The following is a 14692-nucleotide window of genomic DNA, read 5'->3' on the forward strand; positions in this document are numbered from 1 at the left end:
GGTGCGCGGTCGACGGAGCACATCATGATCCCAGTAGGTGATCGTTCGGTGTGCCCGGCGACGGATCCGCTGGCGCGAACAGGTCACCGCGACACCAGCCTGCTGTGACAACCCATCCGACCGGAGCAACCGCCCACATGACGAGCAGCATCGAGGCCCCCTCGAGCGCCACCCGGGTCACCCACGACGATCTCGGTTCCGAGGAGGCATTCCTCGCCGCGATCGACGAGACCATCAAGTACTTCAACGACGGCGACATTGTCGAAGGCACCGTCGTCAAGGTCGATCGGGACGAGGTCCTGCTCGACATCGGCTACAAGACCGAGGGTGTCATCCCCTCTCGGGAGTTGTCGATCAAGCACGACGTGGACCCCGCCGAGGTTGTGACGGTTGGTGACCACATCGAGGCCCTGGTCCTCCAGAAGGAGGACAAGGAGGGTCGTCTGATCCTCTCCAAGAAGCGGGCGCAGTACGAGCGGGCCTGGGGCACGATCGAGAAGATCAAGGACGAGGACGGTGTCGTCCGCGGCTCGGTCATCGAGGTGGTCAAGGGTGGTCTCATCCTCGACATCGGGCTGCGCGGCTTCCTGCCCGCGTCCCTGGTCGAGATGCGGCGCGTGCGCGACCTGCAGCCGTACGTCGGGCGTGAGCTCGAGGCCAAGATCATCGAGCTGGACAAGAACCGCAACAACGTGGTCCTGTCCCGCCGGGCCTGGCTGGAGCAGACGCAGTCCGAGGTGCGCACCGAGTTCCTCAACAAGCTGCAGAAGGGCCAGGTCCGCAAGGGCGTCGTGTCCTCGATCGTCAACTTCGGCGCCTTCGTGGACCTCGGCGGCGTCGACGGTCTGGTGCACGTCTCCGAGCTGTCCTGGAAGCACATCGACCACCCGTCCGAGGTCGTCGAGGTCGGCCAGGAGGTCGAGGTCGAGGTTCTGGACGTCGACCTGGACCGCGAGCGCGTCTCGCTGTCGCTGAAGGCGACCCAGGAGGACCCGTGGCGGCAGTTCGCCCGCACCCACGCGATCCAGCAGATCGTGCCGGGTAAGGTCACCAAGCTCGTCCCGTTCGGTGCGTTCGTCCGGGTGGACGACGGCATCGAGGGCCTGGTCCACATCTCCGAGCTGGCCGAGCGCCACGTGGAGATCCCGGAGCAGGTCGTCCAGGTCGGCTCCGAGGTCATGGTCAAGGTCATCGACATCGACCTGGAGCGCCGCCGGATCTCGCTGTCGCTCAAGCAGGCCAACGAGGGCTTCGTCGAGGGCGAGGAGCACTTCGACCCGACCCTCTACGGCATGGCCGCGACGTACGACGCCGAGGGCAACTACATCTACCCGGAGGGCTTCGACCCGGAGACGGGCGAGTGGCTCGAGGGGTACGACAAGCAGCGCGAGACCTGGGAGAACCAGTACGCCGAGGCCCGTCAGCGTTGGGAGGCCCACACCAAGCAGGTGCAGACCTCTCGCGCCGCCGACGCCGAGGCCGCTGCCAACCCGACCCCGGCCGTTCCGGCCGCCGGTGGCGGCACCACCTCCTCGTCCAGCCCGGCCCCGAGCCGGCAGGCCGAGGAGCCGGCCGGCACGCTGGCCACCGACGAGGCGCTCGCCGCTCTGCGGGAGAAGCTCGCCGGCGGTAAGTGACCCGCTGAACGACGACGGGCCCCGTCCCCGCGATCTTTCCGATCGCCGGGGGCGGGGCCCTCGCCATACCCGCCGCCGGAGGCAGCATCGCCGAGGCGAGGGGGGCGTGTCGCCGTGATTCGCCCTGATCACCTGACACTGGCGGGTCGGGAGCGCCCCACCCACCTCGCGTCCTTTGCTCTGCTTCAGCCCAGGAAACACCCGGTGTCCGATTATCGGACGGCAGCTGTTTCCTCGGTTGAAGCAGAGCAAAGGACGCGGGCGAGGGGCAGCGCATTGGACGGCCTGCGGCGCTCCTCGTGGGGCGGGTGTGGTTTGGCGCGCGAGCCGTGATCGGGTTGACTGGTGCGGTGCTGAGGGTGGGTTTGACCGGCGGGATCGGGTCGGGCAAGAGCGCGGTGGCCGCGCGGCTGGTGGAGTTGGGCGCGGTGCTCGTCGACGCGGACCAGATCGCCCGGGAGGTCGTCGCGCCGGGCACGGAGGGTCTCGCGGAGATCGTCGCCACCTTCTCGGAGAAGGTGCTGGGCGCCGACGGCGCGCTGGATCGCGCCGCGTTGGGTGCCGTGGTGTTCTCCGACGAGACCGCCCGCCGCCGGTTGGAGGCGATCACCCATCCCCGGGTGCGGGCGCGTACGGCCGAACTGGTCGCGGCGGCGGCACCTGACGCGATAGTCGTCAACGACGTACCGCTGCTGGTGGAGGTGGGGCTCGCGCCGACGTACCACCTGGTCATCGTGGTGCAGACGGCCGTGCCGACCCGGCTGGAGCGGCTGATGCGCGACCGGGGGATGGACCGCGCGGAGGCCGAGCGGCGGATCGCCGCGCAGGCCGACGACGCCCGTCGGCGTGCCGTGGCGGACGTGGTGCTGACCAATGACGGCACTCTGGCGGCGCTGCACGCCGCGGTGGATTCGCTGTGGCGGCAGCGGCTGCGTCCCTACGAGCACAACCTGCGGCAGCGGCAGGTCGTGCCGGTGCCGGACCGCGGCGCCGGGGTGGGTGCCGATCCGAGCTGGCCCGAGCAGTACGCCCGGCTGGCCGCCCGGATCCGTCACGCGCTGGCCCCGGCGGATCTGCGGATCGACCACATCGGTGCGACGGCGGTGCCCGGGCTCGCCGCCGACGACGTCATCGACGTGCAGGTGGCCGTGTCCAGCCTCGCCGACGCCGACGGGCCGCTGGCCGACCGGCTGGCGAACGCGGGGTTTCCCCGCGTGCCGGGGCACTGGTGGGACGATCCGCGCCCGGCGGGCCGGGGTCGGTGGGAGAAGCGGCTGCACGGCAGCGCCGACCCGGATCGCCCGGTGCGCCTGCACGTGCGGGAGGCCGAGTCGCCGGGCTGGCGGTACGCGCTGCTCATGCGTGACCACCTCCGCGCCGATCCGGATCAGCGGGCCACGTACCTGCTGTTCAAACGGGATCTGGTCGACGCCGCGCCGCTGGTTGCCGACTCCGGAACGGCCCGCGATCCCTGGTTCGACGAGGAGTACCTGCGGGCCGAGCAGTGGGCCGCACGGACCGGCTGGCGGCCCTGAGAGCCCTGCCAGCAGGCTTACGGGCGGGTGGTCAGCGGGCTCCGGGTCGGGGCGGGCCGCTCGCGTTGCGCGGCGGCGGGTTGAGGCGGGGCACCACGGCGGGGCTGAGGTCCACCTGCGCCCACGCGCCGGGGCCGGTGTGCAGTTCCACCCGGCGCAGCGACCCGTCGCGGTCGATCCAGTAGCGCAGGCGCACGTCGGCCGTGCGGAGCTCCACGACGTCGACGGTCCGGCCGGCGGCGAGGTCCTCGCGTACCCGCACGGCCGCGCCGCGCAGCGCCACCGGCCCGGCGGCGGCCACCGCGGCGTCGACCAGCAGATCGAGGTCGTCGCGGGGGGACCGGGTGGACCGCCACGACCCGGCCGGGACCGGAAACGGCGGCCGGCCCGGGACCTCGGCGGTGCCACCGCCGCCGGCGGAGGCCGGCACGTCCGTCCGGGACAGGCCGGCCGCGTCGCGGTGCAGCAGGGTCCGGCGGTCCGGTACGCCCAGGTCGGCGACCGCCACGTACGCCGTGCGGGCGGCCCAGCTCAACCAGCCGGCGCCCCGCAGGTTGGTGTCCGTGCCCACCGGCGCGGTAAGCGTCAGCGTGGCCCCGCCCTGGCCGCGCAGCCGGGCGGGCAGCCGGTCCAGCCGGCGCTGCTCCGCATCCGTGAGCGCGCGGGGCAGCCCGGGTCGGCCGCCGAGAGCGTCGACCGGGGACAGCGTGGGACGGTCGATCCGGTTGAGGAGCACCGTGACCGGTCCGGCGCCGGGCAACCGGGTCACCAGTTTGTGCAGTCGGCCATCCCGGTCGAGCCAGTAGCGGGTCGACCCGTCCGGACCGGTCGCCGCCGTGCCGCCCGTCGCCGCGCTGGCGGGGCTGGATGGGATTGCGGTGGGCAGTGGCGCCTGCACGACGTCGACCGGCCCGGCCGCGACCACGTCCCGGGCGACCCAGCGCGCGTCGACGCCGTCCATCGCCGGGGACGGGTCCGGTCGGTCGGCGGCGAGGCCGAGGAGCAGATCGAGGACCGGTGCCAGGCCCGCGCCGGGCGTCAGGTGGTGCAGCCGCCAGCCGTCCGCCGGTGGCACCAGAGGCGGCGCGGCCGGGGTGGGCACGGCCGCCGGGTCGGGACGGGTGACCAGCACCGACCCGGCGCTCTGCAACAGGCCACGCTCGGCGCCCGCCCCCGGCCCGCCCACATCCAGGTAGAGCAGGGGCCGCGACCAGTCCACCCAGCCCACCAGTTCGGTACGCGCGGCGCCTGCGCCGACCGTGACGTGGAGGCCGGCGCGCAGGTCTCGAAGGTTGGTGACCCGCATGGCGGCCAGCCGTTCGGCCTCGGCGACGGTCAGCGGTCGGGTCGGCTCGGGTGGGTCGGGAGCCCAGCTCAGCAGCCCGGCCACCAGCGCCGTCGCGGACGTCACCGCGGTCAGGGCGAGCAGCAGCAGCACCGTACGCCGACGCCGGCTCGCCCGGGAGGGACCGACGCTGTCGGTGTCGGGGGCGTCCGTGTCGCGCGGCTCCCCGCCGGGGTTGGCGGACGGGCCGCCGGTGCGGACGGCGTCGCCAGCGCGTGTGGTGTCGGGGGAGGGGCCGCGCGCCGGGGCCGAAGAGGTGTCCACGGATGTGAAACGGGCGGGACAGCACGGGGTGACGAGCTGAGGGCGACGAGTTGGGGGCGAAGCGGCAGGGGCGCTCGCGGCGGCCGGTCTGCGCCTCGAGCGCGACCACACGGGTGCGCACGCCGGACGAGCCGGGTGCTGCGACCGCTGTGCCGGGGGCGGCCGGCCGTGATGACGGCCCGGCCTCCTGCCCGGTCGGCCGCCGCGAGCGGCCTACATGAAGAGGGTAGTCCCGGTGACATGGGCCACACAATGGGAATATCGAAGCCGATCACGCACTCTGCGCGACGGCCGAACGTGTCGGACCTGCGGCGTACCGTTGAGGTCATGGCGCTCGACATTCCCCGGCTCGACGGCCGCTTCCAGGTCGTCAGTGAATTCCAGCCGGCCGGCGACCAGCCGGCCGCCATCGACGACCTTGAGCGCCGGGTGCGGCGCGGCGACCGCAACACGGTGCTCCTCGGCGCGACCGGCACCGGCAAGAGTGCCACCACCGCGTGGCTGATCGAGCGGCTGCAGCGCCCCACCCTGGTGCTCGCCCCGAACAAGACGCTCTGCGCGCAGCTGGCCAAGGAGTTCAGCGAGTTGCTGCCGCACAACGCCGTCGAATACTTCGTCTCGTACTACGACTACTACCAGCCCGAGGCGTACATTCCGCAGACCGACACCTACATCGAGAAGGACTCCTCGATCAACGAGGAGGTCGAGCGGCTGCGGCACTCGGCGACGATGTCGCTGCTCACCCGCCGCGACGTGATCGTGGTGGCGACCGTCTCGGCGATCTACGGCCTGGGCACCCCGGAGGAATACCTCAACCGGGCGGTGAAGGTGCAGGTCGGCCAGGATCTCGACCGCGACCAGTTGCTGCGGCGGCTGGTCGACATCCAGTACACCCGCAACGACATGGCCTTCCAGCGGGGCACCTTCCGGGTCCGCGGCGACACGCTGGAGATCATCCCGGCGTACGAGGAGCTGGCGGTCCGCATCGAGCTGTTCGGCGACGAGGTGGAGAAGCTCTACTACCTCAACCCGTTGACCGGTGACGTGGTCCGGGAGGTCGACCAGTTGGTGATCTTCCCGGCGACGCACTACGCGGCCGGCCCGGAGCGGATGGAGCGGGCCATCCGCGACATCGAGGTGGAGCTGGCCGAGCGCCTCGCCGAGCTGGAGCGCCAGGGCAAGCTGCTGGAAGCGCAGCGGCTGCGGATGCGCACCACCTACGACATCGAGATGATGCGGCAGGTGGGTTTCTGCTCCGGCATCGAGAACTACTCGATGCACATGGACGGGCGGCTGCCCGGCAGCCCGCCGCACGCCCTGCTCGACTACTTCCCGGACGACTTCCTCACCGTGGTCGACGAGTCGCACGTGACGATCCCGCAGATCGGCAGCATGTACGAGGGTGACGCCTCCCGCAAGCGGATGCTCATCGACCACGGGTTCCGGCTGCCCAGCGCCGCCGACAACCGGCCGCTGCGTTTCGACGAGTTCCTGGAGCGGGTCGGCCAGATGGTCTGCCTGTCGGCGACCCCGGGCACGTGGGAGCTGGAACAGGCCCAGGGTGAGTTCGTCGAGCAGGTCATCCGCCCGACCGGGCTGGTCGACCCGCAGGTCGTGATCAAGCCGACCAAGGGTCAGATCGACGATCTGATGCACGAGATCAAGCTGCGGACCGACCGCGACGAGCGGGTGCTGGTCACGACGCTCACCAAGAAGATGGCCGAAGACCTGTCGGACTACCTCCTGGAGAACGGCGTCCGGGTGCGCTACCTGCACTCCGAGGTCGACACCCTGCGCCGGGTGGAGCTGCTGCGCGAGCTGCGCAAGGGCGAGTACGACGTGCTGGTCGGCATCAACCTGCTCCGCGAGGGTCTGGACCTGCCCGAGGTGTCGCTCGTGGCGATCCTCGACGCCGACAAGGAGGGCTTCCTGCGCAGCGGTCGGTCGCTGATCCAGACCATCGGGCGAGCCGCCCGGAACGTCTCGGGCCAGGTGCACATGTACGCCGACAAGATCACCCCGTCGATGGCGGCGGCGATCGACGAAACCGACCGACGTCGCGCCAAGCAGATCGCGCACAACGAGGCACACGGGATCAGTCCGGAGCCGCTGCGCAAAAAGATCCACGACATCCTGGACGACATCTACCGCGAGGCGGAGGACACCGAGAACTCCCGGGTCGGCGGCGCGGCGCGTCAGCTCTCCCGGGGCAAGGCGCCGGTCAAGGAGACCCGCAGTCGCAGTCGGTCCACCGCCGCCACCCCGTCCCGGGAGGGGATGGCCCGCGCCGACCTCGCCCAGCTCATCCAGGAGCTCAACGACCAGATGCTGGCCGCCGCCCGCGAGTTGCAGTTCGAGTTGGCGGCGCGGATCCGCGACGAGGTCGCCGACCTGAAGAAGGAGCTACGCGGCATGGACGCCGCCGGGGTGAAGTGAGGGCAGCCCGGCCGGCGTGGGCCGGGCTACCCGAACGGCGTCCCCGCCCGGCCCGCCGGCCGACCACTCGATTGCGGTGAGCAAGCAAGCTATTGCACTGGGTGATCGTCCTGCGTACGCTCCCTCGATGGGGAGGCGGGGATGCCGTTGCCAACAAGTCCTGTCATTCGACGCGCGCGGCTCGGCGCCGAGCTGCGTCAGTTACGTCGGCGCGAGGCGCTGACCCTGGAGCAGGTCTGCGACCGGCTGGGCTGGGCGTCGACGTCGAAACTGTCCCGCATCGAGCTGGGGCAGAGCCGTCCGGATCTCGCCGACGTGCTGGACCTGCTCGACATCTACCAGGTGCCGGCGTCGGCCCGGGACGCGTTGATCGTGATCGCGCGGGATGCGGCCACCAGCCGCGGCTGGTGGAAGACGCTCGGCGAGATGAGCGAGCGGCAGCGCATCTACGCCGAGTTGGAGGCGGGCGCGGCCGACATCGTCGAGTACCAGCCGGCGGTCGTGCCGGGGCTGCTCCAGACGCCGGCGTACGCCCGGTCGCGGGTCGCCGCCGGCGTCCTGCTCGCGCCGGAGGTCGACGTGGAGGCGGAGGTGCGCGCCCGGGCGATGCGGCAGGAGGTGCTGCGCCGGGCCGAGCCGCCGCGCTACACGGCGGTGCTCGCCGAGGCGGTGTGCGATCCGGGTGACCTGCCGGTCGACGTCTGGCGAGAGCAGTTGCGGCACCTGGTGACGGTGACCGGGCTGGCCCACGTGACGGTGCGACTGCTGCCGCGCGGGGTGGCCGGCAGCGGCCTGCACCCGCTCACCCCGTACTCCTGGTATGCCTTTCCCGACCCGGCGGATCCGCGGACGGTGATGCTGGAGGCGTTGACCACCGACGTCCGCTTGGCGACCGTGCTCGACGTCGACAGGTACGAGCGGATGACCGAGGCGTTGCTGGCGGCAGCCCTGTCACCGGAGGAGACGGTCACCGCGCTGGCCCGCCGCGTCGGCGAGTGAGCAGCGGTGCGGCGGGTGCCGCCCGCGCGGCCCCCGGACCCGGCGCCCCCGAGCCCGTCGGGGCCGGCGACCGGCGCGTGCGGGAGGCACGATAACCGCGGGGTGCGACAGATTCCTCAGGCCGGAACGTCGAGGAAGTGCTCGACCACCGGTGGCCCGGCGAAGTGCGGCCCGATCAGCGCCCGCCACTGGGCGAACCGCTCGGTGTCCCGGAAGTTCTTCTCGTGCGCCTCGACCGAGTCCCACTCGACCAGCAGCACGAACCGGGTCGGGGACTCGATGCCCCGGGTCATCCGCACCGATCGGCAGCCGGGCGTCCCGGCGAGCACCGGGTGACCCTGGGCGTACGCGGCGGCGAACGCGTCCTCGTGTCCGGGCAGTACGTCGATCAGCGCGACTTCAAGCACCATGCCGCAAAGCCTCCCACGGCGTAGGCGCGCAGGGGCGTGCGGGTGTCGCGGGGCCGGTTGCCGCACCTGACACACACTAGCCTCCTAGGACGGCTTAGGCGGTGTGGCGTATTCCCGATGACGCGGGCGCATCGGGTGCGCGGTGACACCCGACGCCCGGGGTGTGATCACGGCGAGTGGTGGGCAACAATGGTCACCGAGGAGGGGAGTATTCCCCCGTGACGAAGTCGTCAGCACGGACGATCGCCGGCACCTCGGTGTTCGACCCGGCTTCGTCGGTCGCCGACCCGTTCGCGGGTCGGGGGCGGAAGAGACCTCCGACAGTCACCAGAGTGAGCGACAGCGGCACGCCAGCCCCCACGGGGGCGTTACGGTGTGCCCGACGCCGCGTGTCTGCCGGAGGAATGAACGTTGGACGTGTCCGGATTGGTGTGGGCGGGGACCCTCGTCGCACTGACTGCGGTGCTGCTCGTCGATTTGTTGATCATTGGCCGGCGTCCGCACGAGCCGAGCGTGCGCGAATCGAGCCTCTGGGTCGCCTTCTACGTGGGTCTCGCCCTGCTCTTCGGCGTCGGCGTCTGGTTGACCGCCGGGGCCAGTTCGGCGGGGCAGTTCTACACCGGCTGGCTCACCGAGTACAGCCTCTCGGTCGACAACCTCTTCGTCTTCGTCATCATCATGGCCCGCTTCGGGGTGCCCCGGCAGTACCAGCAGAAGGTGCTGCTCATCGGCATCGTGCTGGCGCTGGTGATGCGCGGTGGCTTCATCGCCGCCGGCGCGGCGCTGATCTCGCAGTTCTCCTGGGTCTTCTACATCTTCGGCGCGTTCCTGATCTACACGGCGGTCAACCTGGCCCGCCAGGGTGAGCCGGACGAGGACGAGTTCTCGGAGAACCTGCTGATCCGGTGGAGCCGCCGGGCGCTGCCGATCTCCAAGGGCTACAACGACGCGAAGCTGATGACCCACGAGAACGGGCGTCGGCTGTTCACCCCGATGCTCATCGTGATGATCGCGATCGGCACCACTGACCTGATCTTCGCTCTGGACTCGATCCCGGCGATCTTCGGCATCACCCAGGAGCCGTACCTGGTCTTCACCGCGAACGTCTTCGCGCTGATGGGCCTGCGCCAGCTCTACTTCCTGCTCGGCGGCCTGCTCGACCGGCTGATCTACCTGAGCTACGGGCTGGCCGTCGTGCTGGGCTTCATCGGCGTCAAGCTGGTGCTGGAGGCGCTCGCCGACAACAACCTGCCGTTCATCAACGGCGGGGAGCACGTCGGCTGGGCCCCGCACATCCCGATCTGGCTGTCCCTGCTGGTCATCATCGGCACGTTGGGCATCGCCACCATCGCGAGCCTGGCCAAGTCCGCCCGGGACCGCCGCCGCGAGCTGGCCGGGGTCCGGCGCTGAACCACCACCGGTCGGGCCCGCACCACGGGCCCGACCGGTCAGACCCGGTGGACGCCGACGAGAGTGGCCGTCCGGTCGGCCGGCAGCTGTTCCTCCAGCACCCGTCGTCGCCGGTAGCAGGCGTGCAGCATCCGTCGGGTCGTCGGGTCGTCGGCGACGGCGGTGACGATGCCGATGTGGTGGATCTTGCGGCCGGGGCGGGCGAAAAAGTAGAGGTCGCCAGGACGCTCCGCGCCCAGGGGCAGCGGGGTCGTGGCGACGGCCTGGTCGTCGGCGTCGCGGGGCAGCAGTACGCCGAACCGGCGCCACGCCAGGTGGACGAGGCCCGAGCAGTCGATGCCGTACGCGGAGAGCCCGCCCCAGATGTAGGCGACGTCCAGCAGTCGCTGGGCCACCGCGAGCGCGTCGGCGGCGCTGGGCGGCTCGGTAGGCACCGGGACGAGCTGCGCGTCGGGCAGCCAGAGCGGCGCGGCCTGGGCGGGGACGTGGACCGGTCGCCAGCCGTCGCGGGCCGGGCCGGCCGGGACGAGGCGCGTGCCGACGACGACGCCGGGCAGCGCCACCGGCCCGCCCGGAGCGGTGTGCAGCCCGGTGACGGTGGCGTCCACGATCAGCGGGTCGCCGCTGACTGTGGGATCCACGGGGGTCAGCTGGTCGGCGGGGAGCCAACCCGGGTAGCCGCGGGGATCGAGCTTGGCGGCCGGCTGCTCGACGGCGACGACCCGTGCCCAGCCGTCGGGGCGCAGCTCGTCGATCAGCACCCGCTCGCCGAGCAGGAGTTGGCTCAGCACGCAGTCGCCGACCTGCTGGTCGGTGTCCATGCCGCGAACCCACGTCGGGATGTCGACGCCGGCCGTGAGCGCGGGACCGTCGACCGGCCGGACCGCCTCGGGGGAGGACCACAGCGTCGCGACGGCGACCCGGACGATGGCCTCGCGGCTCTGTTGCAGTTCCACGTCAACCCCCAGCTCGTGTCGGCTGTTCAGGGGAACCCTATGAAAGAAACCAACGGTCATCAACCGCGGGTCTGCACCTTTACTTCAGTCAGGCCGGAGATGCCCAGGCCAGGCGCATCCGGCAGCACCACTGTCGGCCCCTCGTAGCGGATGCCCCCCTGCACCGGCGACCAGGCCAGCCACCAGGCGGCGTCCAGGTCGGCGACGGCAGTGGTGCCGTACGCGGCGACCAGGCTCGCCGCCGCGCCGATACCGACCTGACTCTCCATCATCGACCCGACCACAGTGCCGAGCCCGTGCGCGGCGGCCAGCTCCAGCAGGGTGCGCGCCGGCTGCAGCCCGCCGCACTTGGCCAGCTTGACGTTGACCAGGTCGGCGGCCCGGCGACGGATCACCTCGACCAGGTCGCGGACCCCGAAGACCGCCTCGTCGGCCAGGATCGGCACGGACACCCGGTCGCTGACCCACGCCAGCCCGTCCAGGTCCCAGCGGGCCACCGGCTGCTCGACCAGCTCCACGTCCAGCCCGGCGTCCTCGATGCCACGGATCACCCGGACCGCCTCGCGCGGCGTCCAGCCCTGATTGGCGTCGAGTCGGATCCGGACCCCGGCGCCGACCGCCGCGCGGACCGCCCGTACCCGGTCCAGGTCGCCGGCCGCGTCCGTGCCGACCTTCAGCTTCAGCACGCCGAAGCCGTCGGCCTGCCGCTGCCGCGCGGCCGTCGCCAGGTCCACCGCGTCGCCCGCCGCGAGGGTGACGTCCGTCGGAACCCGCAGGGCCGTGCCGCCGAGCAACCGCACCAGGGGTACGCCCAATCGCTGCGCGGCCAGGTCGTGCAGGGCCACGTCCATCGCGGCCTTCGCCGCCTCGTTGCCGACCACGGCGCGCTGCACCTCGGCGCAGCGGGCCACCAGGTCGTCCGGGTCCCGCCCGGTGAGCAGCGGGCCGAGCAGTTCGCGTACGCACGCCTGCGCGCCGCCGACCGACGCGCCGGTCACCTGCCACACCTGCGGCGCCTCGCCGAAGCCGGACCGACCGTCGGCGTCGATCAGCTCGACGACCAGGGTTTCCACTGTGGTGGTACGGCGCAGCGCGGTGACGAACGGGGTGTGTAAGGGGGCAGAAACGCGGTGGGTGCGTACCGCCGAGATCGTCATTGGGGCACCCTATACGCAGACACGCGACGGGAGGAGAGACCGGATGGTCGAACGGGACTGGGAGCTGGTGGGCGCACCGAACGCCCGTGACCTGGGCGGGCTGCTTGGCGCCGACGGCCGCAGGGTGCGGGCCGGACGGCTGCTCCGCACCCCGGCGCTGGGTCGGCTCACCGACGAGGATCTGCCGGTGCTGGCGAAGCTGGGGCCGGCCTGCGTGCTCGACCTGCGCGCCTCGGCGGAGATCGATGTCGCCCCGCCCGACCGGCTGGCCGGCGAGCCGCGGGTCGTGCACCTGCCGGTGCACGATCCGGAGCACCCGGTCTTCACGTACGTCTCGGCGGTGCTGCTCGGCCACGACCTCGACGCGTACGCGGAGCTGGCCCGGCAGGGCACGGCGGGGGCGATGGCCGAGATCTACCGATGGTTCGTCACCGGCGAGTCGGCCCGGGTCAACTTCGGCGCGGCGGTGCGGCTGGCCGCCCGGCCGGAGAACCTTCCGCTGCTCTACCACTGCTCCGCGGGCAAGGACCGCACCGGGTGGCTCACCGTCGTCCTGCTGACCGCGCTCGGTGTGGACGAGGCCGCGATCCGCGCCGAGTACCTGCGCAACAACGAGCTGACCGACAGCCTCCGGGCGGTGATCATCGAGGCGATGCGACGCCGGCAGCCCGGCCTGGACGTCGACGCGGTGCTGCCGGTGCTGGAGGTCCGCGCCGAGTACCTCGACGCCGGCTACCAGGAGGTGCGCCGGGTGCACGGCTCGTTCGACGGCTACCTGCGCGACGGGCTGGGGCTGACCGACGAGGTCCTCACGGCGCTGCGGGCGCAACTGCTGGAGTGACCGCCACGGCGGTCGGCACGTCGGCGCGTGCGACCCGCCCGATGACGATCAGCGCCTGGCCGGCCGCGTACGTCGCCATCACGAGCACCGACGCGCCGGGCGGCTGGGCCACGTCGGCCACCCCGGAGGCGATCAGCAGATCGGAGCCGAGGAACAGCGCGGCGCCGACACCGACCCGCCAGCCCTGGGTCACGGCGGTGGTGGCCATCGCCGCCAGCGCGACGGCGTAGCCGGCCACCGGCACAGCCAGCCCGGCCTCGGTCAGCCCCGCCCACATCCAGGCCAGCGCGGCGACGGTCAGCGCCGCGTACAGCAGAGGCACCGCGACCAGCGGCGGACGGCGCAGCCGCGTCGCGGCGCCGTGCCGGGTGAAGGCCACGAGGTAGCAGACGTGGGCGGCGAGGAAGCAGACCATGCCGGCCATGAACCAGCCGGTGCCGGAGGCCAGCAGCGCCACGTCTCCGGCCGTGGAGCAGGCCAATGCGGCGAGCACCAGATAGTCCGGCCGGGCGCCGCGTTCGGTGGCCGCCCGCCAGAGGTACGCGGCCAGCAGCGGCATCAGCAGCGGCTTGGTGAGCAGCTCGGCCACTGCACTGTCGACGGCGTTGGCCAGCAGGTTCGCCGCCGTCACGACGGAAAAGACGACGAGCAGGGTACGGCTGCGAGGCATCAGCGGCTCCGGGGTGGGGTGGCAGCAGCCTAGCCGGATCGGCGGGTGCCGGCCTCAGAGCCGGTGGCGGGCCGCCCAGGCCTGCGCCGAGACGTGCGCGATCAGGCGGCAGGCGTCGTCCTCGACGCCCTCGTCGCTGTCGGCCAGGTCGGTGGTGGTGCACACCGCGATGACGTACGGCGGTGCGTCGTCGGGCAGCACCACGCCGACGCTGTGGCGCACGCCGCGTACCCAGCCGTTCTTGAGCGCGACGCGGGTGCCCTCGGGCAGGCCGGCGGCCAGGTCCTCGCGGTGCTCCTGGGCGAGCAGCACGTCGAGCATGGTCGCGCAGCCGGCCGGCGAGGCGAGGCGGCCGGGAGTCGTGGCGCCGCTGGCCAGCGCGCCCAGCAGGGCGGCCAGGTCGGCGGCGGTGACGGTGTTGGTGATGCCTGCCTCGCGGGCGGCGAAGTCCTCGATGCCCCGGCCGGTGACGCTGTTGCGGGCACCGGCCAGCGACCACACCTCGGCCACCGCGGGCAACCCGACGTGCCCGATGACCAGGTTGGTCGCCAGGTTGCTGGACCGTACGATCATCCGTTCGGCGAGCCAGCGCAGGGGCGCGGTGCCGCCGAGCCGGTCCCACACGGCGTCGTCGTTGTCGTAGTGCGGGGCGCAGGAGAAGCGGGGAGCGCCGGGCTGGGCCGAGTCGAACTCGTTGACCACCGGGACGTCGGCGTCCAACTCCAGGGTGCCGGCCTCGGCGGCGCGGTGCAGCGCGGCCAGCACCCCCACCTTCATGGTGCTGGCGGCGTAGTGGCCGGCGTCGGCGTGGCGGGTCCATGTCGGGGGCGCGTCGAGTCGACAGACGTATGCCGAGACGGTGCCCGGCACCCGGTCCAGATGGGCGTCGAGATCATCCCAGGTCATGCCGGTGACCGTAGCCGATCACGGGGCGGGCGGGCCCGCGTACCCCCGCCGGAAAGCGGACGGGGGGGGGGGGGGGGGGGGGGGCGGGGGCGCCCCGGGCCGGGGGGGGGGGGGTGGTGAGCGCGC

At 72.3% G+C, this 14692-nt stretch carries 12 protein-coding genes; 6 read left to right on the forward strand and 6 right to left on the reverse strand.

The genetic code is table 11. The features are described 5' to 3' along the window. Positions 1–137: 137 nt before the first annotated feature. Both rpsA and coaE read left to right on the forward strand, forming a co-directional pair. Complete coding sequence (gene rpsA / locus AB0B39_RS32115; RefSeq protein ID WP_109819865.1) at positions 138–1637, forward strand: 30S ribosomal protein S1; 1500 nt, start codon at positions 138–140, stop codon at positions 1635–1637. Between the two features lie 350 nt (positions 1638–1987). Then, positions 1988–3172, forward strand: coding sequence for a dephospho-CoA kinase (gene coaE, locus AB0B39_RS32120; protein ID WP_357576162.1), 1185 nt, complete (start codon positions 1988–1990; stop codon positions 3170–3172). Between the two features lie 31 nt (positions 3173–3203). Here the strand turns inward: coaE and AB0B39_RS32125 are convergent, their stop codons facing one another. After that, positions 3204–4781: a hypothetical protein gene (locus AB0B39_RS32125; RefSeq protein ID WP_357576163.1), complete on the reverse strand. Its 1578-nt coding sequence runs from the start codon at positions 4779–4781 to the stop codon at positions 3204–3206. A gap of 327 nt (positions 4782–5108) precedes the next feature. Here AB0B39_RS32125 and uvrB point away from each other — a divergent pair, with 327 nt between their 5' ends. Continuing rightward, entirely contained in the window at positions 5109–7217 is a 2109-nt protein-coding gene (gene uvrB / locus AB0B39_RS32130; protein ID WP_234584531.1) for an excinuclease ABC subunit UvrB, read from the forward strand. A gap of 141 nt (positions 7218–7358) precedes the next feature. After that, positions 7359–8216, forward strand: a complete 858-nt coding sequence (locus AB0B39_RS32135; protein WP_357498980.1) for a helix-turn-helix transcriptional regulator — start codon at positions 7359–7361, stop codon at positions 8214–8216. 116 nt (positions 8217–8332) lie between these two features. Here the strand turns inward: AB0B39_RS32135 and AB0B39_RS32140 are convergent, their stop codons facing one another. Beyond that, on the reverse strand, positions 8333–8626 hold the full coding sequence (locus tag AB0B39_RS32140; protein ID WP_357498978.1) for an antibiotic biosynthesis monooxygenase family protein: 294 nt from the start codon (positions 8624–8626) through the stop codon (positions 8333–8335). Positions 8627–9037: 411 nt separating this feature from the next. Between AB0B39_RS32140 and AB0B39_RS32145 the strand changes: the two genes are divergently transcribed. After that, positions 9038–10036: a TerC family protein gene (locus tag AB0B39_RS32145; RefSeq protein WP_357498976.1), complete on the forward strand. Its 999-nt coding sequence runs from the start codon at positions 9038–9040 to the stop codon at positions 10034–10036. 38 nt (positions 10037–10074) lie between these two features. On the opposite strand, the gene AB0B39_RS32150 is transcribed toward AB0B39_RS32145, so the two are convergent. Together AB0B39_RS32150 and AB0B39_RS32155 are read right to left on the reverse strand one after the other, a co-directional pair. After that, positions 10075–10992, reverse strand: a complete 918-nt coding sequence (locus AB0B39_RS32150; protein ID WP_357576164.1) for an NlpC/P60 family protein — start codon at positions 10990–10992, stop codon at positions 10075–10077. A 59-nt stretch (positions 10993–11051) separates the two neighbouring features. Beyond that, positions 11052–12149, reverse strand: coding sequence for a dipeptide epimerase (locus AB0B39_RS32155; protein WP_357498973.1), 1098 nt, complete (start codon positions 12147–12149; stop codon positions 11052–11054). Between the two features lie 43 nt (positions 12150–12192). On the opposite strand from AB0B39_RS32155, the gene AB0B39_RS32160 reads away from it, so the two are divergent. Next, on the forward strand, positions 12193–12990 hold the full coding sequence (locus tag AB0B39_RS32160; protein WP_357498971.1) for a tyrosine-protein phosphatase: 798 nt from the start codon (positions 12193–12195) through the stop codon (positions 12988–12990). Here AB0B39_RS32160 and AB0B39_RS32165 read toward each other — a convergent pair. Together AB0B39_RS32165 and AB0B39_RS32170 are read right to left on the reverse strand one after the other, a co-directional pair. Next, entirely contained in the window at positions 12959–13660 is a 702-nt protein-coding gene (locus AB0B39_RS32165) for a lysoplasmalogenase (RefSeq protein ID WP_357498969.1), read from the reverse strand. The genes AB0B39_RS32160 and AB0B39_RS32165 overlap by 32 nt on opposite strands. 54 nt (positions 13661–13714) lie before the next feature. Continuing rightward, positions 13715–14566: a serine hydrolase gene (locus tag AB0B39_RS32170; protein WP_357498967.1), complete on the reverse strand. Its 852-nt coding sequence runs from the start codon at positions 14564–14566 to the stop codon at positions 13715–13717. Between the last annotated feature and the right edge of the window lie 126 nt (positions 14567–14692).

The sequence above is a fragment of the Micromonospora sp. NPDC049114 genome (assembly GCF_040648635.1).
Taxonomy (GTDB): Bacteria; Actinomycetota; Actinomycetes; order Mycobacteriales; family Micromonosporaceae; genus Micromonospora.

Coding starts and splice junctions, on each gene's coding strand:
- rpsA (WP_109819865.1), top strand. CDS start 138: ATGACGAGCAGCATCGAGGCCCCCTCGAGCGCCACCCGGGTCACCCAC.
- uvrB (WP_234584531.1), top strand. CDS start 5,109: ATGGCGCTCGACATTCCCCGGCTCGACGGCCGCTTCCAGGTCGTCAGT.
- AB0B39_RS32135 (WP_357498980.1), top strand. CDS start 7,359: ATGCCGTTGCCAACAAGTCCTGTCATTCGACGCGCGCGGCTCGGCGCC.
- AB0B39_RS32140 (WP_357498978.1), bottom strand. CDS start 8,626: ATGGTGCTTGAAGTCGCGCTGATCGACGTACTGCCCGGACACGAGGAC.
- AB0B39_RS32155 (WP_357498973.1), bottom strand. CDS start 12,149: ATGACGATCTCGGCGGTACGCACCCACCGCGTTTCTGCCCCCTTACAC.
- AB0B39_RS32160 (WP_357498971.1), top strand. CDS start 12,193: ATGGTCGAACGGGACTGGGAGCTGGTGGGCGCACCGAACGCCCGTGAC.
- AB0B39_RS32165 (WP_357498969.1), bottom strand. CDS start 13,660: ATGCCTCGCAGCCGTACCCTGCTCGTCGTCTTTTCCGTCGTGACGGCG.
- AB0B39_RS32170 (WP_357498967.1), bottom strand. CDS start 14,566: ATGACCTGGGATGATCTCGACGCCCATCTGGACCGGGTGCCGGGCACC.